The sequence below is a fragment of the Wohlfahrtiimonas sp. G9077 genome (assembly GCF_002252155.1).
Lineage (GTDB): Bacteria > Pseudomonadota > Gammaproteobacteria > Cardiobacteriales > Wohlfahrtiimonadaceae > Wohlfahrtiimonas.
This window is the reverse complement of record NZ_NEFD01000001.1, coordinates 61603-84930: the sequence shown is the minus strand read 5'-3', so window position 1 is coordinate 84930 and position 23328 is coordinate 61603. Positions and strand designations below refer to the sequence as shown.

Sequence of the window (23328 nt, the reverse complement as noted above, 5' to 3'; positions counted from 1 at the left end):
GTACTAAGTTTAAAGTATAATAGTCTAAACAAAGGATAAAATATGGCTTATGATATCGGTAAATGTAATGAAATGATCAAAGCGAGCTTTCCAGACCGCCGCTTACACATCAGCATTGGTCGTTCAGTACGCTTTTATAGCTTGGTCTGTTTAGTGGCCTTGATGCTTGGCATCATCGGCATTTTCATGTTCAGCGGTGCCATTGCGGTGCGCTTTGTGGCGCTCTCTGTGTTGGCCGTGGCATTTTTAATTGTCTTTGCGCTGTTTAACCTTAAAAAACTCAAATATCTTTACTCCATTAAAGATAAAAAAGTCGTGCCTGTTTTGGTGCCCATTGAAAACATCTACTCAGGCAAAAGCTTACGTGGCAGCGTGATGACGAAAGTCAGTTATCGTTGGCCGGTTGGCACAACGCAAGTGATCAATGCAGAATTCCCGGGTGAAACAGGTCCCCTCATCGTTAAAACTGATGATCCAACGCGTCAATACGCACTGGCTTTATGTGTGGATAAAAAAGACAAAGGTCCACTCAAACCTTATTTGATGGACAAACGCTTATCGCGCTGTTTACTCTCTAAACCAGAGCGCTTAGCGATTTTACGCACCATTCGCGCCATCAACAAGGCGGCGCAATAACTCAAGAGGCTTGAAGATGATCGCACTATCCTTAACAACCTTGTTCAGTTTAGTCGCCATCATCTTCTTCCCCTTCAGCTTCACAGCACTGCTCATTACTCTTCTTTGCATCACTATTGTTTTAGCCATCCTTGCTGTATTTCTTGCCAAATATCGCCTCACGTTAGGATTCATCATCATTGGCTTACTCCTTGCAAGTGGCCTTGCCATTCCTAAACTTCTGCATTATCAATCGGCCTTTAACACGCTCCCCCATCAAGATACCTATCAGTTTGAAGTCACAGCATACTATCCACAAAGCCATGCCTTAGAAGCGCGCATCATTGCACCCGCCGCCTTTAAAAATCTCTCATTTCGTTTATACAATGTGCCAACCGCACAACCCATTGCGCTGTCCGCCATTTATGAAGCTCAACTGACGCTTCAGCCCAATCGCGCCAAAGCTACATTTCACACAATGCCGCAGCGCCTGCAACATTTAGCAAAACAGCGCATTGCCACAGCAACTTTACCCCACAATGCTCAACTGATAGAAATTCAGCCCAGCGATGCCATCACTGAGCTTCGCACACAGATTTTTGATCGCCTCACACAACCTGATCGTCAAAATGGCGATTTGATGGCGGCCCTCAGCGTTGGGATGACACAAAAAATACCACAAGAGACGTGGTCACTCCTTCGGCAAACAGGCACCATTCATTTGGTATCCATTTCAGGCTTACATCTGACTTTTGTGGCGCTTTGGTGTTTTGTGATGTTAAGAACCTCCTTTGGGTTTTGCATGATCACGCGCCCCGCGCCTTATCAAATCGCCGCAGCCTTAAGCATTGTGATTGCCCTCAGTTATGCGCTGTTAGCCGGCATGAGTTTACCGACAGAACGCGCACTCATTATGTTCACGATCTTTATGCTCACGCTGCTTTGGCGCTATCCGATCTTTAACCTCTCAAGTTTGGCAACGGCACTACTGATTGTATTAATCATTGCACCCTTTTCAGTGCTGACAGTGGGGCTTTGGCTCTCATTTACCGCCGTTTTAATTTTAATGCTGCTCAACCGTTTTCAATGGCCATTCATTGTGATGTTGTGTGTGACACAATTAATCATTAGCTTACTGGCGATGCCGATTGTGGCAAGCTTTTTTAATGAGGTTTCCCTCATCAGCCCCATTACCAATTTATTGGCAATTCCATGGACAACGCTGTGTATTTTGCCCCCCTTATTGATTGGCATTGTGCTCTTACCCATTTTTCCAAGCGTTGCCAACTTTTTCTTACATTTGAGCGATTGGGGGCTGACCCATTTATTGCAATTTTTAAAAGTGATGAATGCGCTACCATATAGTCACATTACAGTACCACACATTCCCATCGTGTTAGCCATATTGATGACCGTGTGCGCCTTAATGCTGCTCACCCGTTATGGATGGCCCATCAAACTCATGGCCAGCATACTCGCATTGAGTGTTTTCAGCATTCTTGGCATGCCCACACATCACAATCGGCTCTATATTTTTCCAGTGGGCGAAGGCTTATCCGTGTTATTAGAGAGTGATGAACAAACCCTCCTTTATGATACAGGTCCTTATTTTAGGGGTTTTGAAGCCGCAAAAAGCACGATTTTGCCAACACTCAATGCCCTTGGTATCGAGCATTTAAATGGCATCATTTTAAGCCAACACAATCAGCAGCACATTGGCGGCACCAAAACCATTCGTCGGCAATTTCCCGATGCCCCCATCATTGCCCATCAAAGTTTAATGCCACTGATCAATGAGGCCACAGCCTGTCAGGATTATCATTATAACGGTCAAAACCTCACCATTGCGCCTTTGCCTGTTCACACAAGTTGTGCCTTTGAAGTCACTCTCGATGATCAGCGCATTTGGCTGTTAGCCAACATCACGCCGCGCGAATGGCAAGCCTTAACAAAACTGCCCGCGCCGGATATTTTATTGATGCCCAATAAGGGACGCTCCGGTCAATTGCGCATCCCCAAAGATTGGCAAACAACGCTGATTGCCTCCACAAAAACCGTGCACCCGAATCATTCACATTTCAATATCCACAATGCCTATGATGGCGCAATCATGATCAACATTAAAAAAGGCCGCCATCATGTCAAGACGGCAGCCTCCAATCATTATTGGTGGATGACTAAATCACAGCCTTAGCGCGCTCAATGGCCGCCTTCACTTGATTTGGTGCCGTGCCACCAAAGTGATTGCGCGCATTGACAGAGCCTTCAAGGGTTAAGCACTCAAACACATCCGCATCGATTAAGTCAGAAAAACCACGCAACTCATCTAAACTCATTTCAGAGAGATCACGCGCCGTATCGACGCCTAATTTAACGGCTTTACCCACCACTTCATGCGCATCTCTAAAGGGCATGCCTTTACGCACTAAATAGTCGGCCAAATCGGTTGCGGTTGAAAAACCGAGTTTTGTACGCAAATACATGTTCTCTTTTTTCGCGATGATGGCAGGCACCATGTCCGCAAATGCACGCACAGAGCCAAGCACTGTATCGGCAATGTCAAAAATCGGCTCTTTATCCTCTTGATTGTCTTTGTTGTACGCAAGTGGCTGACTTTTCATCAATGTGAGCAAACCCATCAAATGGCCAAAGACGCGGCCAGATTTACCACGCACCAATTCTGGCACATCCGGGTTTTTCTTTTGCGGCATGATTGATGAACCTGTGCAGAAGCGATCCGGTAAATCAATGAAATCAAAGGCCGGCGTTGACCAAAGCACCAACTCTTCAGAAAAACGGGATAAATGCATCATCATGATGCTCGCACTGCTCGCAAACTCAATGGCAAAGTCACGATCAGACACAGAATCCAATGAGTTTTCTGTCGGTGCAGCAAAACCCAATAATTCGGCTGAAATGTGGCGATCAATCGGATATGTCGTGCCTGCCAATGCCGCAGCGCCAAGCGGTGAATAGTTCATGCGTGCACGGCAATCGGCAAAGCGCGAACGGTCACGCTTGATCATTTCAAACCACGCCATCAAATGATGACCAAAAGTGATTGGTTGCGCCACTTGTAAATGGGTAAAGCCTGGCATGATGGTGTCATATTCACGTGCGGCTAAATCCACAATGCCAAGCTGCAAACGCTTTAACTCAGCATCGATTAAATCTAATGTGTTACGAAGCCATAAACGAATGTCTGTGGCCACCTGATCATTGCGCGAACGCCCTGTATGTAAACGTTTACCAGCAATGCCAATTTTACTCGTCAATGCTGATTCAATGTTCATGTGCACATCTTCAAGGGCAACTGACCATTCAAATGTACCTGCTTCAATCGCAGCTTGCACTTCATTTAGGCCTTTGATGATCAGATCAAAATCCTCTTTTGATAAAATGCTTTGGCGATGCAACATCTCTGCATGGGCTTTTGAGCCGGCAATGTCTTCTTTATACATGCGTTGATCAAATTGTACCGATGCCGTAAATGCTTGCACAAATGCATCTGTGCTTTCTGAAAAACGACCGCCCCACTGTTGATTGACTTTTTGTTCAGACATCCTAAATCCTTTTTGACTATTTCACTATTTTCGGCAGCTGAATCACAACTTCAGCCCCCATCATTTTACCTTCTGAATAGATGGCGATCTTACCATGATGCTCTTCAATGATCTTTTTGACAATGGCAAGCCCCAATCCTGTTCCTTTTGATTTTGTGGTGACATATGGCTCAAAAATCTTCGCCATCTGATCCTGATCAAAACCAATGCCGGTATCTTTAATTTTCAGCACCACCCAATCATCATCACTCGTTAAGGAGACATCAATCTCCCCCGTTTGATCCGGGCAGGCTTCAATGGCATTTTTCACTAAGTTATGCAATAACTGACGCAAACGCAAGCTGTCGCCAAGAATATAGGCAGGTGTATCTGCCAGCATCGTGCGGATCTCAAGCGCCGCCGGATAATCTTGATAAAGATACATCACCTCTTTGACGAGCTTTTTCAGATCCAATTCCACCAATTGCTGCTGCGAGCTTTTTGCATATTGACTGAAATCATCCACCATGGTTTTGAGCGCTTTTACTTGCGCGATGATGGTTTCAGTGGATTTATCAATGATCTCTTTATCTTTATCCACCATTTTTTCAGAAAAACGCAGTTTCATGCGTTCGGCGGAAAGCTGAATGGGCGTCAATGGATTTTTAATCTCATGGGCTAAGCGGCGCGCCACTTCGCTCCATGCCGATTCACGCTCACCGCTGATGAGTTGAGTGATGTCATCAAACACCACAATTTTCCCACCTTTTAAACCAATCTGATCATTCTCTTCTGAGCCGCGCACCGATAAAATCTGCTGCGAACCATTGTGATAGCGACTGATCTCTGTGCGCCACTCTTTTTCTGTGGTGTTTTTTAAATGGTCAAATAATGGCGCAATGAAGCTTCTTAATGCTTCTGGCGCATCTTTTAATGATGCCAGCGTTAAGTGATCTAAATCATCTTCTGTCACGCCCAAAATGGTCAATGCGGCATTGTTAAAAACGCGTACTTTACCAAGCTCATCAATCACCAAAACGCCGCTGGAGAGTTTTTCTAACAAAGATGCCAAATGTGCCCGCTCAGCCTCTAATAAACCTTGGGATTTTTGAGCCACTTCATGGGCATGTTTAAGTTTTTGCGTCATCTCGTTAAAAGACGAGGTTAAAAAGCCAATTTCATCACGGGATTTGACTTTGATTTTGCGCTCTAAATCCCCTTCGGCCACCGCTTTTGTGGCAATGGAGAGATCACGAATCGGATTAACCAAACGACGAGAGGCAAAGAAAGAGCCACCAAGTGCCAATAATATGGACAAAAGTGCCACAAGCCCCAAAATCACCAACAGATTCATTTTCAAAGGTGCCCTTAAGGATTTAAACTGTTTATAGTACTCCACGGAGTTTTTCGTAGAGTTTGCAAGCTCTGTGTATTTATCAGGGATTTCATAAAAGGCTTGCAAAATATAGGGTAAATTTTCAGCAATTTTGGTCACCACGCGCACACGCAATTGCGAGTCAGAAACCTGCTCAAGCACCACATATTCCATGCCTTGGGCCACACTCATGAGAATCACATCATTCGGTCGCTCTGGCATCACTTTATCAAAGTCACTGGAAGCAAAGGCTACAACATTGCCATGACCATCAAAGACAGACAACTCCATCGCGTTGATGTTTTCGCGCACATTTTCAATGTAAAAACTCAAATCCGTAAATGGCAATGTCATTAAGCGCTCACCGGTGGATTGCGTCAAATTTAAAGCATCCACGCGGCGAATGTCTAACGAAGAGCGGGACAACGCCAAAGCATCCTCAAAGCCCTTGTCTAAAGAGGCATCAAACCAGCTGTCAATGCCCTTATACACCATCGTAATGGAGAAATAGAGCAAAATCGCCAAGGGCAACAACGAAATCCCAGAAAAAAACAGCATCATGCGCACATTTAAGCGCGAACCGATGTAACCTTTGCGATAAATGCGCACAAGTTTCACCAAATAGTGCCCCACAAAGAAAATGAGCAGCAAAAAGCAGATGCCGCCCGCGGCCAATAGCCAAATAAAGTTATCTGAGTACTTTGACACAGATTCTAACGATTGGCTCATCATCCCTAAGATGATCACCAACAACATCGATAAGATGAATAGAGGGATGATGCTCTCTTTTTTTGTTCTTCTTACCATTTAGCAAACTCCCAATACTTCCAACCTGTATCTAAATTCCAATCACTCGACAAATATGCCGGGATGCGTAGCGGCGTTGGCAACTCATCAATGTTGAGTTTTAAGCGCACGCCACCACGATAAATCTTGTCTGCCTTTCGATGGGCAATTTTAATGCGAAAATTTTTGGGCTCAGCAATGTATGCGAGCGCTAATGTTAATGTGGGGAAATTCTCATATTTTTTACTCTGCTCTGCATGCACCACATATTGCCGCGTTAAGGCATTATATGCGATGACAAAGCTGTAATTTTTTGGCGGATTGTCCCCTTCTAACCAAACCAGCCCCACTTTTTCCTCCACCACAAATGTGTAGGTAAAGGTGAGGGGAATGCCATTTTCCAGCATCTGTATTTGATCTTTACTCATTTCGATGGTGGCATCGATGGCGATTTTATAACTGTTCTCCTCGCGCCCATTTTTCACGAACACAGAAGAAATCATAAACTCATTGGCAAAGCTCATGGAAAACCATGAGCTTAACAATACAATCAACCATCCAATGCGTTTAACCATCAATCTTTTCGATTAAACAGTAATAGAAGCCATCCATTTTTTCCGCTTGCTCAGAGAACACAGGCAAAATTTGGTGGCCATACGCTTGACGCTCTGCAAATTCTAATGGCAACTCACACTCTTTTGCATCGCTGTGGGCAGCAAAAAAGGCTTGCATCTGCCCTTCGTTCTCTTCTTTTAAAATCGAACAGGTGGAATACAATAAACGGCCGCCCACTTTGAGCATCGACCAAGCATGTGCCAATAAATCCGCTTGTGTTTGCGCAAGCACGGCAATGTCAGTGGGTTGACGAAGGCGTTTAATGTCCGGATGGCGGTGAATGATGCCCGTTGCTGAACATGGCACATCCAATAAAATGGCATCCACGGCTTCCTCAGCTGTGAAGTTTTCAAAATGGTTCGCGGATAAAATCACTTTATCTGCCAACTCATTCTGAAAGACACGCGTCACGTTCTCTTGCACACGTTTTAAACGGTTGCTCACGCTGTCAATGGCGTAAATTTTCATCAACTGAGGATTGCGCTCAAGCATCGCCACGGTTTTACCACCAGGCGCCGCACACGCATCGACAATCACATCCTCATTTTGTGGATTAATCAATACCGCAGCCAATTGTGCACTCGCATCTTGCACAGAGCTCATGCCTTCATCAAAATGTGGCAAAACGGAGACCGGCACCGCTTCTGTCAATACAATGGCAGAATCAGAATGGGCATGCATTTGATGGTCAACGCCTGCATCATTTAACAAAGCTGAATAGGCATCTCGCGTTGTTTGCAGCGGATTGACACGAATGGTCATAGGCGGATGCTGCATGAATTGTTCTGCAATCGCACAGGCTTTCTCAACACCCCAATGGCTGATCAATTTTTCCGACAACCATTTTGGCAACGAAACTTTTGCGGTGTTCTTCGGCAATGGCTGCAAACCTTCACGCAACACTTTACGCAAAATGCCATTGGTTAAGCCCACTGCCCACTCTTTGTTCATGGCACGAATCAATGCCACCCAATTGTTCACCGCAGCATATTCAGCGGTATTCATCTCAGTGATTTCATACATCGCCAGCAATAATGCTAAATACACTTGGCGCTCTGTGGATTTAATGGGCTTTTGTAAATAATGGGTCAATTGAAAGCTCAACACATCAAAATGGCGCAAAGCACCATACACCAAATGCTGAACAAAACGTTGATTACTGTCATTGAGCTCACGCATTTCTGTGGCAAGCAATTCAGACAATGACTGCCCTTTTTCCACTTTGTGCAAAATATCAATGGCACAATAACGTGGATCTTTGAGCAAATGGCTCATTGGGCTGTAATTTTTATCAGGCGTTGCCGTTTGCGTGCGCGATTTATGCGTGCGTGATGGACGCGAAGGCTTAGATTGCCCCTTGCCATAATGCACACGTTTTTGGCCATCGCGAGAAAAATCACGGCTCTTTTTCGGTTCAGCTTTTTTCTCTGATTTTGGCTTGTAGCTAACTTTTACGCCATTTAGAGTGGTATCGGTTGTCATTTAAATTAGTTCCTCTAAATGAAGTGACGTGCCTTTAATAAAGTCACGTGCAAGCATTGCTTTTTTGCCCGCAAGTTGTAGTTCAATGATTTCTAGTTGTGTGCTGCCGGTGTGAACAAATAAGTCGCCATGGCGCTCTTCTAATGTTCCAGGTGCACGGGTGCTCGGTTGATCCGTGATGCGCGTTTGCCAAATTTTTAACAACTGACCTTGCCATGATGTATGGGCAGAAGGCACAGGATTGAAGGCACGCACTTTGCGGTCAATGATTTCAGAAGGCTCTGACCAAATGATTTTCGCCTCCTCTTTAGTGAGTTTTTCTGCATATGTGATGCCCACATCACTTTGCGCCACAGGCTGTGATTCACCGGCCAAAATTGTCGGCAACGTTTCAATCAAAAGATTCGCCCCCACAGTTTTTAACGCATCGTGCAATTGGCCTGCAGTCATGGTTTGTGTGATGGCAACTTTGGCTTCACGCCAAACGGCGCCGGTATCTAAACCTTTATCCATTTGCATGATGGCAATGCCGGTTTCAGAATCTCCAGCTTCAATACAGCGCTGAATGGGCGCAGCACCACGCCATCTTGGCAATAACGAAGCATGAATGTTGATGCAGCCTTTCTTAGGCGCCCTCAATACAGCTTCAGGCAAGATCAAACCATACGCCACCACGATCATCACATCGGCATTTAGGGCAGCAAGTTCAGCTTGCGCCGCTTCTTGACGAAGGCTCAACGGTTGATACACAGGAATATGATGACTTTCTGCCAATTCTTTCACTGGGCTTTTGGCCAACTTTTTCCCACGACCTTTGGGGCGATCTGGCTGTGTGTATACAGCAACCACATCGTAACCTGCCTCAATCAAAGCCTCTAATGTGCCTGTTGAAAATTCAGGCGTGCCCGCAAAGATCACTCTTGTTGCGTTCGGTGCTGTCATGATCACTTTTTCCCCATCTCTTTGAGATATTTTTCCAATTTTTTCAAAGCGCGTTCACGTTTTAAGCGAGATAAATAGTCAATGAATAAGATGCCATTTAAGTGATCTAATTCATGCTGCATGCAGCGAGCCAATAAGTCTTCTGCTTCACGCTCAAAGTAATCGCCATGAATGTCTTGTGCACGGATTTTTACAGCAAATGGGCGCTCAATCGGGCCACTGTAAATGCTTGGCAAAGATAAACAGCCCTCTTCTGATTCTGCCACATCCTCAGATTCCCAAATGATCTCAGGATTGATGTAGATCATAGGATCGTTCTTTTCTTCTGTACAGTCAGTGACAAAAATGCGACGCAGATCGTTGACCTGATTGGCCGCTAAGCCGATGCCATTATTCTCATACATGGTTTCTAACATTCCGTTAGCTAACTCATATAAATCCTTATCAAAAGTGGTAACAACGCTTGCTGTTTGACGAAGCGTCTCATGTGGCACATAAATTACATCAAGTTTAGACATTGATTAAAAACTACCCATTCATATCAAAAAATAAAAAAACCGCTGATTTGAAGCGCTCAACGCACGCCTTAAATTTGGTCAGGTGGCTTGCTAAACGCTCAAAAAATTCAGATAATCTTATCAAATTTTTGTTTGCATTAATATTAATAAGGATAATTTATGAATATAAAGCGCCTGCTCATTGCAACTGGCTTGTTGTGCGCATCCCTTTCTATGGCGGCAACGCTCAAACCAGATGCGCCTCAACACTATGTGGTGCAGCCTGGGGATTCCTTATGGAGCATTGCGAAAAAGTACACGGATGATCCGTGGGAATGGCGTCAATTGTGGAAAAGCAATCCACAAGTGAAGAACCCAAACCGCATTTATCCTGGCGATGAATTGAGCATCAAAAATGGCAAGATTGTCTATAAACGCAACTTCAAAGGCGGCAATGCCAAACAGCAAGGCGGCCTTAAAACTGTTAAGCTCTCCCCTGAAATGCGCGAAGTACCAATTGACTTAGGTTTACCGGTGATCTCTTATGATTATCTTCGTGGTAAGTTTGTGGACATGGAAATTGTCGATGCCAATCAACTCAAATCCTTACCGTATGTGGTGGCATTTGAAGACAATCGTTTAACTGGTCATGTGAATCTGAAAGCCTTCATTAAAGGTGATTTACAACCCGGACAAACCTACAATGTTTATGAGCGCGGCATCACACATAAAGGCTTAAAGCTCGATGACATCAGCAAAGGTAAAAAGAAAAAAGATGTGGACATCGGAACTGAGTTGATCAAAACTGGTGAGATTGTGGTTGAAAATGTCAAAGATGGTATTTCAACGGTCTACATTAAAAATACCGTCAACCGCGGCATTTCGCCGGGGCAATATGTGGTGCCAAAACCGCAAACGAGCAACATCGGCAACCTTTATTTTGAACCCAAATCTGCCCCACAAAAAACCGAAGCACAAGTGGTCAATACCCCAGGCATGCTCAAAAGCGTTGCGGCAGGTGGGAATGTGGTGTTAGACAAAGGATTAGATGCAGGTTTATCCCCAGGTGATTTACTTTTGGTGCAACAACCTGACATTTATAAAAATGATCCCATTGATCCAAGTAAGCGTTTACGCATTCCAGGACAAGCGGCCGGCATGGTGATGGTGTATAAAGTGTTTGATCGCATGAGCTTAGCGATTGTCATTGAAGCGGCCAAACCCATTCAGCAAGACATGATGGCCGTTACGCCTTATTCAGATTACAACAGCCAGTAATCACTGATGCTTAACTCCAAAGCCCCAATTCAATTGGGGCTTTTTTATAGTTATAAAAAAAGATCCCACAAAGTGGGATCAATCTAGGTACGACTCAATGAAACAACTTACAATTGACCAATGGAAAGGTATTTGGTTTCTAAATAAGGCTCAATGCCTTCAATGCCACCTTCTCGGCCAAGCCCGCTCTCTTTAAAGCCACCAAAAGGCACTTGAGCTGCACTTGGCAAACCATCATTCCAACCCACAATGCCAAAATCCAATTGATCTTGTAGATAAATGCCGCGCTTATAATTGTCCGTAAAGAAATAGGCCGCTAAACCAAATGGCGTGCCATTGGCAATGGCGATCGCATCTTCTAAGTTCTCATAAGCAATGATGGGCGCAACAGGGCCAAATGTCTCTTCACTCATGATGTTCATCTCAAGCGTCACATTGCCAAGAACCGTTGGTTCTACAAAATACGTGCCCTTTTCGTGATCCGCAAAGCTATTGCCGCCCGCTAAAACTGTGGCGCCTTTGGCTTTGGCATCTTCAATTTGAAAAACCACTTTATCAAAGCCTTTTTGATTGATGAGCGGACCAATGTCTGTAGCTTCATCCATCCCATTACCCATTTTAAGGGCGCGGGCAGCTTTAGCAAACTTCTCACTGAACTCTGCAAGCACGGATTGATGCACGATAAAACGGTTCGCACAGACGCACGTTTGCCCTGCATTTCTGAACTTTGAAGCCATCGCTTGCTCAACCACATAATCAATATCCGCATCTTCACAGATGATGAACGGCGCATGTCCACCTAATTCCATCGACATGTGCTTAACAGTCGCCGCACTTTCGCTGATGAGGCGTTTGCCCACTGGCGTTGAGCCCGTGAAAGTGATTTTGCGCACATATGAGCTTGCGGTCAATACGGGACCCACCTCATGACCATAACCAATCACGCATTGCAACACATCTTTCGGGATGCCTGCTTCGTGCGCCAATTCCACTAAGCGAATCATGGTCAATGGCGTATCTTCTGCAGGTTTGACGATAAACGTACAGCCAGCTGCCAATGCAGGCCCTGCTTTACGCGTCATCATCGCTGCCGGAAAGTTCCAAGGCGTAATCGCTGCCACTAAACCCAAACCTTGACGCGTGACAATGAGGCGTTTATTCGTTGAGCTTGCCGGAATGGTGCGGCCATAAATACGTTTGGCTTCCTCTGCATACCACGTTAAGTAACTCACAGCGTAATCCACTTCACCGAGGGATTCTTTCAATGGCTTACCGTTCTCTTCCGTCATGATTTTTGCAATCTCAGCTTTATTGGCCACAATGAGCGCTGCCCACTTGGTCAATAAGGCTGAGCGCTCATAGGCTGAAGTTTTGCGCCACGCCGTTAAGGCATCATGCCCTGCTTTGAGTTTTGTTTCAATCAGCTCCGTGCTGTCCATTGTCAATTGCGCCAATAGATCGCCCGTTGCGGGATTGTAAACCTTTAATTCATTCATTGAAATTTGTCCTTCTACTGTTTGCTCGCTTCCACAAATGCATCTTTGAGAATCGCTAAACCCTTAGCCAATTCTTCATCAGTGATGGTCAAAGGTGACAAGAAGCGAATGACATTGCCGTGTAAGCCCGCTGATAATAACAATAATCCATTGTCGTTCGCATATTTTGTGATGATGCCGGTTCGTTTTGAGTCGGCCAAACCTGTGGCAGGATCTGTTAATTCTGCAGCAACCATCGCACCTAAGCGGCGAATGTCTCCAATGAATGGATAATCTTTTTGCATCTCTACCAAGAAGGCTTCAAGTTTTGCCCCTAAGGCTTCTGATTTTTCATTCAATGACTCTTCTTGCACAATGTCCATCACCGCAAGGGCAGCGGCACAGGCAATTGGGTTGCCGGCAAAGGTGCCGCCTAATTGACCCGCTGTCGGTTCATTGATGATTTCAGCGCGCCCAACCACAGCACTCAATGGCATGCCGGCAGCTAACGATTTTGATGTGGTCATTAAATCAGGCACAATGCCAAAATGTTCCATGGCAAAGAGTTTACCTGTGCGGCAAAAACCGGCTTGAATTTCATCGGCCACAAATACAATGCCGTGCTCTTGACAGAAGTGATACACAAATTCCACAAAGCGTTTAGGTGGAATGATAAAGCCGCCTTCGCCTTGAACCGGCTCCATCACAACGCAGGCAATCATGCTTGGGCAAACAGTGCCTTTAAAGAACTCTTTAAAGCGCGCGATCACTTCATCCACATATTCATCTTCTGTCATGCTGCTTGGGCGTTCATACACAAATGGGAACGGCGCTTGGAAAACATCTGAGTTAAATGGGCCAAAGCCTTCTTTATAGGGTTTCACTTTACTCGTCATACCCATCGTTAAGTTTGTGCGGCCATGGAATGCACGATTAAACACCACAACGCCACTTCTACCGGTGTATTTACGGGAGATTTTAACGGCATTTTCAACCGCTTCAGCGCCTGAGTTCAATAACAATGCTTTTTTCTTGTGATCCCCTGCTGTGATTTCACACAAACGGCGGCACACTTCCACATAACCTTCATACATGATCACGTTAAAACCAGGATGCGTAAAATGCTCCACTTGTGCTTTGATCGCTTCGATCACTTTAGGATGGCTGTGACCCACATTCATCACGCCAATGGCGCCGGCAAAATCGATGAAGGTTTTGCCATCTTGTGTGATGATGGTTGAATTTTTGGCGCTTTTGGCCACGTTTAAGTTACCAGTGCTGACACCGCGAGCCACATATTCTTCGCGCAATTCAGGTAAAGTACTCATTTGAAACTCCTTAGATTTAAATCAATTCAATAAAATGGTTGTCGTGTCGATCGTTATTATTTTGGGATGAACACATTAAGGCTCACGAGCATCTCTTCCACCGGTGTTGGCAAAAGATTGATGTTATAGAGCAAATCACTGACTGCATATAACGCAGCAAAGGTATAAAGTGCGACGATTACGCCTTGCACAGGCATGCTGGTGATCAAGCGATTGCACTGCCAATCGGGCTGAATGTCGCCATTTTTACGGGAATTTTTCAGCATAATGATGGGTAAAATCGCTAAAATCACACCGCCAACGGCGCCGGCAAACTCAAGGGCTCGACCAAATGAGACCATTTCGCGGTATGCCAAAATAAAAGGTGGCACACAGATCACGGCAAGCACGGTTAAACGGCGAAGTTTATGGGTTTCTGAGCCCAATTTAAATTGATCAAAAATATTGGTAAAGTAGCTGCCAGCCAATCCCCAATACGAAGTGAGCATGGCACACAACGCAAAGAAATTGGCAATCAATGCTGCCCATGTACCTAAATATTTGCCCCAAGTGATGGTGGCAATTTCATCCACACCTTCAATGCCAGCCAGTGAAATCACAGACAATGCCACAGTTGTTAATAAGATGAATGTACACGCCATGCCGATCATGATGGCTTTTGGCAAAGCTTTTGGACGATGTGCCAGGCCGCGGGCAATCTCTGGCACAATGTATTGAGCAGAATAACTGAACACCACTAAATAGATGATGGGAATCATGTAAGACCAGCGCCCTTCCATCAGATGTTCAACTTTGGTATTGACATTAAAAATGGTGGAAAATGAGAGCACCAAAATAAGCACCACCATCGTAATACTGATGTATTTCTCGCCTTTACCAATGGCTTTGAGCCCTGCATATAAAATACCAACTGCCGGAATGGCAAACAAAATGCTGCCCAATTGATTCGGAATGCCAAACAACACATTCATTAATCGGCCACTGCCCGCCATATAAGCAATCAATGCGCCCGTTGTATTGGCAAAAATTGAGATAAAAATGAGCCATGAACCCACTTTACCCACATATTTACGCGCAAGCCCACTCAATTGATGGTGCGCTTTGGTGCGAAGCGAAGATTCTGCCACATAAAGCATCGTGATCGTGGTGATGATGCCAATGATGATGAGCCACAAAAAGAGTGGCAAAAAGCCTGAATTGCGCGATGCATAAGGGATGGCCAATACACCTGCGCCGATGTTCGTGCCCACAATCATGGCCACGCCTTCTAGCAATGTTAATTTTTTGGTGACTAATGTCTCCGTCTCCTGTCCTTCAACGCTGTCTGCGCTGATCTCTCGGTTTGAAGGCGTTGCTAATCCTTCCATACTCACAGTCCTCATATTTTCTCCTCGTTCCCCAATCACTTTGATGAGCTTCTTGATTCTTATTTGCCATTTGTAGCTATTCTGAAGTCTCACAATACATTTATGAATAAAAAATTTCACATATTTTCAAATCACTATAGCCATTTCATCCTTTCAAAACTCAGTTCTCATCACTGATTCGATAGTATTGTGTTCTTCATTTCATAACAATTAGATAAAAATAATGAAATGTATGATAAATTCATACGATCGTATGATTCATTTTAAAGGCGTAACATGCAACTCACCATTCGTGATTTAATCGACAGACCAGAGCTTAAGATCGTATTAATGGGCGGTCACAAGGGTACACATCGTAAAATTGTTTGGGCGCACACCTCAGAATTAGAAAACCCCAGCGAATGGGTATTGCCCAACCACTTAATCATGACCACCGGTCTTGGTATCCCCAAAAATGGTTTAAAACAAAAAGACTACATCATGCGGTTAATCAACGCAGATTTAGCGGGCTTGATGATCTCCACCCACATGAGTGCACCAAAAGATCTCAAAATGCTGATTGAAGTGGCAAATGACCATGATTTTCCGGTGTTATTCATTGATTATCATGTGCCCTTTATTGAGATCGCTAAAATCATCATCGATGCCAATAAAGACAAAAAAGAGGTGATCAACAATCAGTTGGTCAAATTATTATATGAGCACTCCAAAGAATTGATTCGTGAGCACAATGTGCAAGAACTCACCGCGCGCGTCACTGCCCTTTTAAACATGCCGATTGATTTGGTCAATAGCATCAATCCGAAAGAGACGCTGTTTAGCTTTGCGCCTTTAAGCGAGGCACGCTTACAACTGCTGTCCACCATTGATCTACAGATTGATGTGCCCCAAAAGATTTACCAAAAAACCGCCCCCACCCTCAACATCATTCCCCTCAAATCTCATGGCATCAGCCTTGTGATCGAAGACAGCAACATCAGCAGCGAACTGTTACAAAGCTTAACGCTGCTCTTTAGCCTATACATTGAGATGCGTAAAGAGAGCTCTTATCAACGCAGCGTGCTTTCCAGTGAGTTTTTAGACGATATTTTAAATGAACGCATCAGTGATGCTTACATCGAAAAAAAGCTGCCAAATTACAATGTCAGCATTGATAATTGCATCGCCATCATTGCCCAATGTAAGCCTGACATCAATTATCAAAAAGTCTTTTTCAAATTCGCCATTCGCGGTTTGTGCCTGTTTCAAAAGCAGCGCGTGTATTTATTGACAGAGGCACACAATGTTGAAAAGCTCAGCAATCTTTTTGAGTACATGGGCATCAGCGATCCCATTAAACAGATCAAACGCATCAATGATGCTTTTTCTGAAGCAAAACTTGCGTACAAAAACACCACAGATGCTGTGCCTGTGCAGCATTATGCAAAACAAAATTACAGCCGTTACACCTTGCCAAAGAACTTACAAGATGCCGAGCGTATTTTTGAGCTCAATTTAGGTGCCCTGCATCAACAAGATCAGCTGAAAAATACCCGTTATGTGCATACATTAAAGGTGTTTTTAGAAAATGATCGCGCTTGGGAGAAAACTGCCAAGCAGTTGCATATCCATAAACAAACCTTAGTGTACCGCATGCAGAAAATTCAAGAGATGACAACACGCGCCATCAATTCAACGGCGGACATTGTGGAATTGTGGGTGGCCATTAAAGCGGGTGAGATTTTAGGCCATATTGAAGAGAGTCATTAAACTTAGCATACAAAAACGGCGCCCACAGAACGTCAGCGCCGCTTCGCTTGATTTATTAATTATTGTAAAGGATACAACGTAATCTCTACGCGGCGATTTTGCGCGCGCCCTTCTGGCGTTGCATTCGAGGCAATCGGATCACTGGGGCCTGCGCCATATGTGGTCAAGCGAGTGGCGCTGATGCCTTGCAATACCAATGCATTGGCAACGCTTTGTGCGCGTTCATTCGATAAACGTTGGTTAATCGCCATCGTGCCGGTGGAATCGGTATAACCCACAATGCGCGCACCCGTTTTGTTGTACTCTTTTAAGACAGCCGCCACGCTTTTTAAGGTCTGTACGCCAAAGGGCTTGAGCACAGAGCTGCTGGTGTCAAAGGTTAAGCTGTTTGGCATATTCAATACAATGCGATCTGGATAACGCGTCACGCTCACACCTGTGCCCTCTAAACTTTGGCGCAATTTTGCTTCCTGCTGATCCAAATAATAACCGATGCCACCGCCCACAGCAGCACCGCCGGCTGCGCCAATCAAAGCACCGCGCCCAGGTTTGCCTTTATCCGATAAAGCGCCAATGCCTGCGCCCACAATTGCACCAATGGCTGCGCCAACCCCCGTGTCTGCGGCTTGTTCTTGTCCTGTGTAAGGATTCGTTGTGCAACCTGCCAAGCCAATGGCCAATACTGAGAGTATCATCACCTGTTTTTTCATATCATTCCTATCTATTTTTATGATTCATCAATTAATGGTCGCGCTGCGTGGCCACTGCGCCCGTTGTTGCACCGGCTGCCGCGCCAATACCGGCACCAATTGCGGCATTGCGCCCACGATGTTTTTTACTTGATAATGCACCAACGCCCGCACCCACAGCTGTCCCGATCAATGCGCCAGAAACCACATTTTCACGGGTGCCACGATCACGATAAGGATCATTCGATGCACACGCAGCCACAAGGCTCATCACCCCTAAAGAAATTAACACTTTTTTGATATGGTTCATGATTCTGTCTCCTTGATCAATTTTACATTTTTTATGGATAAGCCCTTAAACAATCTACACAATTTTTACAAAATTGTTCGAAAATACGACAAAATAAAAGTTTTTTTATAGAAAGCCTCCCCCTATTCTATAAAAATATCCTATAATGTTGGCCCTCCCCCACTGTAAATTAAAGGTTCAAAAATGGAACTAGATCCAACCGTACTGGCACGGATACAATTTGCCATTAATATTACATTTCACATCATCTTCCCAAGCATTAACATCGCTTTGGCATGGATGCTTTTATTTTTTAAACTACGTTATCAGAAAACGCAAGATCAGTCTTGGTTAAATGCGTATAACTTCTGGGTTAAAATCTTTGCATTGAGCTTCGCCATTGGCGTTGTGACAGGCGTTACCATGAGCTTCCAATTTGGTACAAACTGGCCGGGCTTTATGGAAACCGTGGGTAATATTGCAGGGCCGTTATTGGGCTATGAAGTATTGACTGCGTTCTTCTTAGAGGCCACCTTCTTAGGTGTGATGCTCTTTGGTCAAAATCGCGTCTCTGATCGTACGCACAACATTGCAACGATTTTAGTGGCGGTGGGTACATCGTTCTCTGCCTTCTGGATCATTGCCTTGAACTCTTGGATGCAAACCCCTGCAGGCTATGAAATGATCGATGGCGTTGCCCATGTCACCAGCTGGTGGGAAGTGATCTTCAACCCAAGCTTCTTGACTCGCTTAGCGCACATGTTATTGGCCTCTGGCTTAACGGCTGCCTTCATCGTTGCAGGTATCTCCGCATATCGCATGCTCAAAGGTGACCGCGCGGCAGGTACGCGTCATGCCATGCATTTAGGTGTGGTGGTTGCTGCCATTTTAATCCCTGTACAAATCTTTGTCGGTGACATGTCAGGTTTATTGGTGTTAAAACATCAACCAGACAAATTGGCCGCCATTGAAGCCATCTGGGAAACAGAAGCACCTGCTGCATTAAACCTCATTGCATTCCCTGATGAAGCAACCCGTTCAAATAAATTTGACATCGCTGTGCCACACTTAGGCAGCTTGATTTTGACTCATACATGGGATGGCGAAATTCGTGGTTTAAATACATTTGCAGAACATCCTCCTGTGGCCAAAGTTTTCTGGAGCTTTAGAATCATGGTGGGCATTGGCTTCTTAATGCTCTTTGCTTCATGGATTGCAGCGTTCCAATTATGGCGTAAAAAAGAGGTCTCTAACTGGATGTTAAAAGGCTTAGTGGCCATGACATTCTCAGGTTGGATCGCCGTCATTGCCGGCTGGTATGTGACAGAAATCGGTCGCCAACCTTGGTTGGTCTACGGCGTGCTTAAAACAGCAGATGCTGCAGCACCACACGGCATGACAGTGATGATCTCTTCATTATTGATGTATAGCTTACTTTATGTCTTCATTTTAGTGAGTTACTTATCTGTATTGTTTTATATGACTCATAAAGCAATCAAAAATAACACTGCGAAACAAGGAGCATAATCATGGTCATGGATGCAGCAACGATTCTACCCGTCATATTTGCCTTTTTAATGGCAGCGGCGGTCTTCTTTTACATCATTTTCGATGGTTATGATTTAGGCGTGGGCTTATTGTTCCCATTTGTGAAAAATCGTGCCGATCGCGATTCTATGGTGGCCACGATCGACCCATTTTGGGATGCGAACGAAACATGGATTGTCCTTGGCATTGGCGTCATTTTCATTGCCTTTCCAAAAGCTTATGGCGACATCTTAGTCACCCTTTACATTCCAACTGTTTTAATGTTAGGTGGCTTAATTTTACGTGGTGCAGCCTTTGACTTTCGTAACACAGCAAAAGAGCACCACAAAGGCTTATGGGATGCATTGTTCTCCATTGGTTCATACATCGCCACTTTATCACAAGGTGTGATGGTGGGTTTATATGCCACAGGTTTAGACACCTCTTTATATGGTTGGGCATTTGCCATTTTAGTGGGCATCTCTGTGTGCTTTGGTTATGCATTGCTTGGTTCTGCATGGTTGATCTTTAAATCTAAAGATCACATCCGCCAAATGGCCATTAAAACTGTTAAAAACAGCATTTTCTTAGCCTTCTTAGCGATCGTGTTGATCTCTGCAGCAACGCCACTTGTGAGCACAACTGTATACAATAAATGGTTCACATTCCCGAACATCATTTATTTAGCGCCTGTACCATTGGCATGTGTGATTTTAGCCTTCATCATCTTCCGTATGTTGCCTAAAATCGCTGTGGACACGACTTACCAATATGATTGGGTGCCTTACTTATGTGCGGTATTGATTGTATTGTGTGCCTTCATTGGTTTCTCATACAGCATCTTCCCTGACATCATCTTAGGTCAATTGACCATCTGGGAAGCAAGTGCAGCACCTGCCTCATTAGAATTCACTTTGTGGGGTGTGGCCATTGTATTGCCAATGATCCTTGCATACACATTCTATGTGCATCGCATCTTTAAAGGTAAAATCGAGCATGATCATCACGTGGGTTACTAATTGACTCACTTTGATGAACAAAATCCCGCCTTGTGCGGGATTTTTTATGCCATTATTATTTAGAACGCATAGCGCTTCGCGTGGACCATAAACAGATGATGGAGCCTAAACACACCCATACAACACCCATCCAAAAGGACAACGATAATGGCGCATTTAACACAATCGCCGCCAATACAGCTGACAACACAGGCACAAAATAAGAGGCGGTGGCAAGTAAAGTGACATTGCCATGCAAAATCCCCACATTCCACGCAGCATAACCAAAACCCATTGCTGCACCTGCTAACAATAGATAAACAGCGCCCATCCAATGCCACTCAAAGCTTGCTTGCTCTGTCAATCCGTATTGCAGCCACAGCGTCATCGCCACCAATATAAAAAAGAGCGTGATGCCATTTTGCCCCTTCGCAAGTCGTGCAGTCACGATGCAATAAGCCGCCCAAATCAATGCACCCACAAAGGCAAGACCATAACTTAAAGGATTGTCATTGATATTGTCCAGCATCTGCGAGAGGCTAATGCCCGCATCGCCCCCTAAAATCCACACAATGCCAGCGCAAGAGATGATGAATCCTGGAATGATCCAAAGGTTGCTTTTTTGATGATTGAATAAAATCGCCGCCACAATCGTAAAAGTTGGCCATAGATAATTGACCATGCCCACTTCAATGGCTTGTTCTGCGGTGTTGGCATAACCAATGGCAAGTGAGAAACAGACTTCATACGCCACAAACAATACGCTGCCCCAAATGAGATACGTTTTACTAAAGGCTTTGATGCTTGGGCGCGCAAGTGTGATGAGCAAAAAAATGCTCGCCACTGAATACGTTAACGCAGCACCGCCCACTGCCCCAAAATTCACCGCCACTTGGCGAAGCAATCCCACATTTGCACTCCAAAGCACAATGGCACTGATGCCAATCAAGGTTGCTGTTTGTCGATTCATAAATCCTCCTTTAGGCATCAATATAAGCCACAAAATGACAAGACACAAAAAAGCCTCCCGAAGGAGGCTTTTTATCATCTCAAAAATGAGTGCTTAGAATGGTGCATCAATGTCCACGATGTCCACTAATTTTTGGTTCACGAACTCTTTTAAGCCTAAATCGATCAATTCACGACCAAAGCCTGAGCGACGTACACCGCCAAATGGTAAGTCTGCTTTCACCATGGTTGGGTGATTCACAAATACCATACCTGTTGAGATTTGGAGTGCCACTTTACGACCACGTTCATTATCAGATGTAAAGACTGAGCCACCTAAACCGAAAGGTGAATCGTTGGCAATGCGAATGGCATCGGCTTCATCTTTCGCTTTAAAGATCATGGACACAGGACCAAAGAACTCTTGATAGTACGCAGGGTTATCTGGCGTCACATTTGTTAAAATAGTGGGTTGAACAAAGCAACCTTGAGCTGGAACTTTTTCGCCCACTTCAATGGCTGTTGCGCCGTGTTTAACGGCTTCTTCGATCTGTTTTAACAAACCATCTTTCGCGCGTTGTGAAGATAATGGTGCCAATTGTGTGGCAGGATCCATCGGATCACCCGCTTTCAATGCCGCCACGCCTGCTGTGTATTTTTCTAAATATTCATCATACACTTTAGCATCCACAATCATGCGTTTAGAAGATACACACACTTGACCACCATTCCAATGACGGCCAAACACGCCCCATTTGGCCGTTTTTTCAATGTCCGCATCGTCTAATACCACAAATGCATCCGCACCGCCTAATTCCATGATAGATTTTTTAAGGTGTTTACCCGCAACTTGTGCAACGGCAGAACCTGCAAATTCAGAACCTGTCAATGCAACGCCACACACGCGTGGATCTTGTAAAATGGTTTCCACATGATGATGCTCAGCAAATAAGTTGATGAACACGCCTTCAGGCAAGCCCACTTCTAACATCATTTTTTCAAACGCCGCAGCACATTGTGGTACGTTTGAAGCATGTTTTAAAATCAATGTGTTACCCGCTGACAATTGTGGTGCCAAAATACGCGCCACTTGATAATACGGGAAGTTCCAAGGTTCGATGGCAAGCAATACGCCTAAAGGCTCGTACACTAAAGAGGCTTCGCCTTCCGCAGGATCCATCACAGGAAGTTTACGCGGTTGTAATTGTTCTTCTGCGTGTTTTACGTAGTATTCTAAAATTTGTGCAGACAATTCCACTTCTGCTTTAGACTCAGCAAACACTTTACCCATTTCTAAAGTGATGAGTTTGGCATGCTCATCGATGTTGTCACGCAAATGTTTAGCCGCTTTGCCTAAAATGCTCACACGTTCTGCAACGGGTAAGTTTTTCCAGCTTTGGAATGCTGCATCCGCTTTGTCGATGGCAGAAACAATCTCTGCTTCTGTCGCGCTTGGGAATTCTTTAACGAGTTCATTGGTGTAAGGATTAACTGTTGCGAATGCCATGATTGACTCCTATCAATAGAAAAGATACTTGACTATACTTCTTTACCGAATGATTTAAAAAGTTAATCTTTAAATCAGCCTGAGAAATAAATTAAATCTTCAAATTAAGACCCCCCTCCATTTTATTGAAGCTTTCTTCATAAAACGTTGCGGGGAAATCGGCTAAATTACCGACCCCCTACAAGAGAGTCATGTCATTATAGCGCCACAAGTTACCCGATGTATACCAATTATTCAGTTAATTAATATAAATCAATTATTTATTGTATAAATTTTGCCATGATTTTTTTAAATAATTCAAAGACCTTTTGCCCTTTTC

At 44.6% G+C, this 23328-nt stretch carries 19 protein-coding genes; 6 read left to right on the top strand and 13 right to left on the bottom strand.

Annotation, left to right across the window (positions count from 1 at the left end; genetic code table 11):
• The first annotated feature begins 42 nt into the window (after window positions 1–42).
• Together B9T20_RS00350 and B9T20_RS00345 are read left to right on the top strand one after the other, a co-directional pair.
• Window positions 43–636, top strand: coding sequence for a hypothetical protein (locus tag B9T20_RS00350; protein WP_094489292.1), 594 nt, complete (start codon window positions 43–45; stop codon window positions 634–636).
• Between the two features lie 16 nt (window positions 637–652).
• The gene (locus B9T20_RS00345; RefSeq protein ID WP_094489291.1) at window positions 653–2809 is read left to right on the top strand and encodes a DNA internalization-related competence protein ComEC/Rec2; all 2157 of its coding nucleotides are present in this window, start codon (window positions 653–655) and stop codon (window positions 2807–2809) included.
• Here B9T20_RS00345 and argH read toward each other — a convergent pair.
• Genes argH through def form a run of 6 tightly spaced genes read right to left on the bottom strand, consistent with a single transcriptional unit; the run spans window position 2793 to window position 9875 of the window.
• On the bottom strand, window positions 2793–4178 hold the full coding sequence (gene argH / locus B9T20_RS00340; protein ID WP_094489290.1) for an argininosuccinate lyase: 1386 nt from the start codon (window positions 4176–4178) through the stop codon (window positions 2793–2795). The genes B9T20_RS00345 and argH overlap by 17 nt on opposite strands.
• Window positions 4179–4194: 16 nt before the next feature.
• A complete protein-coding gene (locus B9T20_RS00335) occupies window positions 4195–6339 on the bottom strand; it encodes an ATP-binding protein (RefSeq protein WP_094489289.1) in 2145 nt (714 codons plus the stop codon).
• Window positions 6333–6893, bottom strand: a complete 561-nt coding sequence (locus tag B9T20_RS00330) for a DUF4390 domain-containing protein (RefSeq protein ID WP_094489288.1) — start codon at window positions 6891–6893, stop codon at window positions 6333–6335. Before B9T20_RS00330 ends, B9T20_RS00335 begins: the two co-directional genes overlap by 7 nt.
• Window positions 6886–8415: a 16S rRNA (cytosine(967)-C(5))-methyltransferase RsmB gene (rsmB, locus tag B9T20_RS00325; protein ID WP_094489287.1), complete on the bottom strand. Its 1530-nt coding sequence runs from the start codon at window positions 8413–8415 to the stop codon at window positions 6886–6888. Before rsmB ends, B9T20_RS00330 begins: the two co-directional genes overlap by 8 nt.
• Entirely contained in the window at window positions 8416–9357 is a 942-nt protein-coding gene (gene fmt / locus B9T20_RS00320; RefSeq protein ID WP_094489793.1) for a methionyl-tRNA formyltransferase, read from the bottom strand. It lies immediately after the preceding gene.
• Between the two features lie 2 nt (window positions 9358–9359).
• Window positions 9360–9875 carry a peptide deformylase gene (gene def / locus B9T20_RS00315; RefSeq protein ID WP_094489286.1) on the bottom strand — a complete coding sequence of 172 codons (516 nt, stop codon included), beginning with the start codon at window positions 9873–9875 and terminating at the stop codon, window positions 9360–9362.
• A gap of 159 nt (window positions 9876–10034) precedes the next feature.
• Here def and B9T20_RS00310 point away from each other — a divergent pair, with 159 nt between their 5' ends.
• Complete coding sequence (locus B9T20_RS00310) at window positions 10035–11132, top strand: LysM peptidoglycan-binding domain-containing protein (protein WP_094489285.1); 1098 nt, start codon at window positions 10035–10037, stop codon at window positions 11130–11132.
• 107 nt (window positions 11133–11239) lie between these two features.
• On the opposite strand, the gene B9T20_RS00305 is transcribed toward B9T20_RS00310, so the two are convergent.
• The 3 genes from B9T20_RS00305 to B9T20_RS00295 are packed head-to-tail and all read right to left on the bottom strand — an operon-like array spanning window position 11240 to window position 15302.
• The gene (locus B9T20_RS00305; protein ID WP_094489284.1) at window positions 11240–12628 is read right to left on the bottom strand and encodes an NAD-dependent succinate-semialdehyde dehydrogenase; all 1389 of its coding nucleotides are present in this window, start codon (window positions 12626–12628) and stop codon (window positions 11240–11242) included.
• Window positions 12629–12642: 14 nt separating this feature from the next.
• Window positions 12643–13935, bottom strand: a complete 1293-nt coding sequence (gene gabT / locus B9T20_RS00300) for a 4-aminobutyrate--2-oxoglutarate transaminase (RefSeq protein ID WP_094489283.1) — start codon at window positions 13933–13935, stop codon at window positions 12643–12645.
• A gap of 56 nt (window positions 13936–13991) precedes the next feature.
• Window positions 13992–15302: an amino acid permease gene (locus B9T20_RS00295; RefSeq protein ID WP_094489282.1), complete on the bottom strand. Its 1311-nt coding sequence runs from the start codon at window positions 15300–15302 to the stop codon at window positions 13992–13994.
• 276 nt (window positions 15303–15578) lie between these two features.
• Between B9T20_RS00295 and B9T20_RS00290 the strand changes: the two genes are divergently transcribed.
• Window positions 15579–17051 (top strand): PucR family transcriptional regulator, encoded by a 1473-nt coding sequence (locus tag B9T20_RS00290; RefSeq protein WP_094489281.1) that lies wholly within the window; start codon window positions 15579–15581, stop codon window positions 17049–17051.
• Between the two features lie 59 nt (window positions 17052–17110).
• On the opposite strand, the gene B9T20_RS00285 is transcribed toward B9T20_RS00290, so the two are convergent.
• Both B9T20_RS00285 and B9T20_RS00280 read right to left on the bottom strand, forming a co-directional pair.
• Entirely contained in the window at window positions 17111–17761 is a 651-nt protein-coding gene (locus tag B9T20_RS00285) for an OmpA family protein (protein WP_094489280.1), read from the bottom strand.
• A 31-nt stretch (window positions 17762–17792) separates the two neighbouring features.
• On the bottom strand, window positions 17793–18050 hold the full coding sequence (locus B9T20_RS00280; protein ID WP_094489279.1) for a YMGG-like glycine zipper-containing protein: 258 nt from the start codon (window positions 18048–18050) through the stop codon (window positions 17793–17795).
• A 183-nt stretch (window positions 18051–18233) separates the two neighbouring features.
• On the opposite strand from B9T20_RS00280, the gene B9T20_RS00275 reads away from it, so the two are divergent.
• A complete protein-coding gene (locus B9T20_RS00275; protein ID WP_094489278.1) occupies window positions 18234–19556 on the top strand; it encodes a cytochrome ubiquinol oxidase subunit I in 1323 nt (440 codons plus the stop codon).
• A 2-nt stretch (window positions 19557–19558) separates the two neighbouring features.
• A complete protein-coding gene (locus B9T20_RS00270) occupies window positions 19559–20575 on the top strand; it encodes a cytochrome d ubiquinol oxidase subunit II (protein ID WP_094489277.1) in 1017 nt (338 codons plus the stop codon).
• A 55-nt stretch (window positions 20576–20630) separates the two neighbouring features.
• On the opposite strand, the gene yddG is transcribed toward B9T20_RS00270, so the two are convergent.
• Both yddG and B9T20_RS00260 read right to left on the bottom strand, forming a co-directional pair.
• Complete coding sequence (gene yddG / locus B9T20_RS00265) at window positions 20631–21524, bottom strand: aromatic amino acid DMT transporter YddG (protein ID WP_094489276.1); 894 nt, start codon at window positions 21522–21524, stop codon at window positions 20631–20633.
• Window positions 21525–21617: 93 nt separating this feature from the next.
• Window positions 21618–23009, bottom strand: coding sequence for an NAD-dependent succinate-semialdehyde dehydrogenase (locus tag B9T20_RS00260; RefSeq protein WP_008314861.1), 1392 nt, complete (start codon window positions 23007–23009; stop codon window positions 21618–21620).
• Window positions 23010–23328: the final 319 nt, after the last annotated feature.

What these genes read in the sequence shown, in the direction of transcription:
- yddG (WP_094489276.1), bottom strand. Translation starts at nt 21,524, where the DNA reads ATGAATCGACAAACAGCAACCTTGATTGGCATCAGTGCCATTGTGCTT.
- B9T20_RS00335 (WP_094489289.1), bottom strand. Translation starts at nt 6,339, where the DNA reads ATGGTAAGAAGAACAAAAAAAGAGAGCATCATCCCTCTATTCATCTTA.
- argH (WP_094489290.1), bottom strand. Translation starts at nt 4,178, where the DNA reads ATGTCTGAACAAAAAGTCAATCAACAGTGGGGCGGTCGTTTTTCAGAA.
- def (WP_094489286.1), bottom strand. Translation starts at nt 9,875, where the DNA reads ATGTCTAAACTTGATGTAATTTATGTGCCACATGAGACGCTTCGTCAA.
- gabT (WP_094489283.1), bottom strand. Translation starts at nt 13,935, where the DNA reads ATGAGTACTTTACCTGAATTGCGCGAAGAATATGTGGCTCGCGGTGTC.
- B9T20_RS00310 (WP_094489285.1), top strand. Translation starts at nt 10,035, where the DNA reads ATGAATATAAAGCGCCTGCTCATTGCAACTGGCTTGTTGTGCGCATCC.
- B9T20_RS00270 (WP_094489277.1), top strand. Translation starts at nt 19,559, where the DNA reads ATGGTCATGGATGCAGCAACGATTCTACCCGTCATATTTGCCTTTTTA.
- B9T20_RS00305 (WP_094489284.1), bottom strand. Translation starts at nt 12,628, where the DNA reads ATGAATGAATTAAAGGTTTACAATCCCGCAACGGGCGATCTATTGGCG.
- B9T20_RS00285 (WP_094489280.1), bottom strand. Translation starts at nt 17,761, where the DNA reads ATGAAAAAACAGGTGATGATACTCTCAGTATTGGCCATTGGCTTGGCA.
- B9T20_RS00345 (WP_094489291.1), top strand. Translation starts at nt 653, where the DNA reads ATGATCGCACTATCCTTAACAACCTTGTTCAGTTTAGTCGCCATCATC.
- B9T20_RS00330 (WP_094489288.1), bottom strand. Translation starts at nt 6,893, where the DNA reads ATGGTTAAACGCATTGGATGGTTGATTGTATTGTTAAGCTCATGGTTT.
- B9T20_RS00275 (WP_094489278.1), top strand. Translation starts at nt 18,234, where the DNA reads ATGGAACTAGATCCAACCGTACTGGCACGGATACAATTTGCCATTAAT.
- B9T20_RS00280 (WP_094489279.1), bottom strand. Translation starts at nt 18,050, where the DNA reads ATGAACCATATCAAAAAAGTGTTAATTTCTTTAGGGGTGATGAGCCTT.
- B9T20_RS00295 (WP_094489282.1), bottom strand. Translation starts at nt 15,302, where the DNA reads ATGGAAGGATTAGCAACGCCTTCAAACCGAGAGATCAGCGCAGACAGC.
- rsmB (WP_094489287.1), bottom strand. Translation starts at nt 8,415, where the DNA reads ATGACAACCGATACCACTCTAAATGGCGTAAAAGTTAGCTACAAGCCA.
- B9T20_RS00260 (WP_008314861.1), bottom strand. Translation starts at nt 23,009, where the DNA reads ATGGCATTCGCAACAGTTAATCCTTACACCAATGAACTCGTTAAAGAA.
- B9T20_RS00290 (WP_094489281.1), top strand. Translation starts at nt 15,579, where the DNA reads ATGCAACTCACCATTCGTGATTTAATCGACAGACCAGAGCTTAAGATC.
- B9T20_RS00350 (WP_094489292.1), top strand. Translation starts at nt 43, where the DNA reads ATGGCTTATGATATCGGTAAATGTAATGAAATGATCAAAGCGAGCTTT.
- fmt (WP_094489793.1), bottom strand. Translation starts at nt 9,357, where the DNA reads ATGACAGCACCGAACGCAACAAGAGTGATCTTTGCGGGCACGCCTGAA.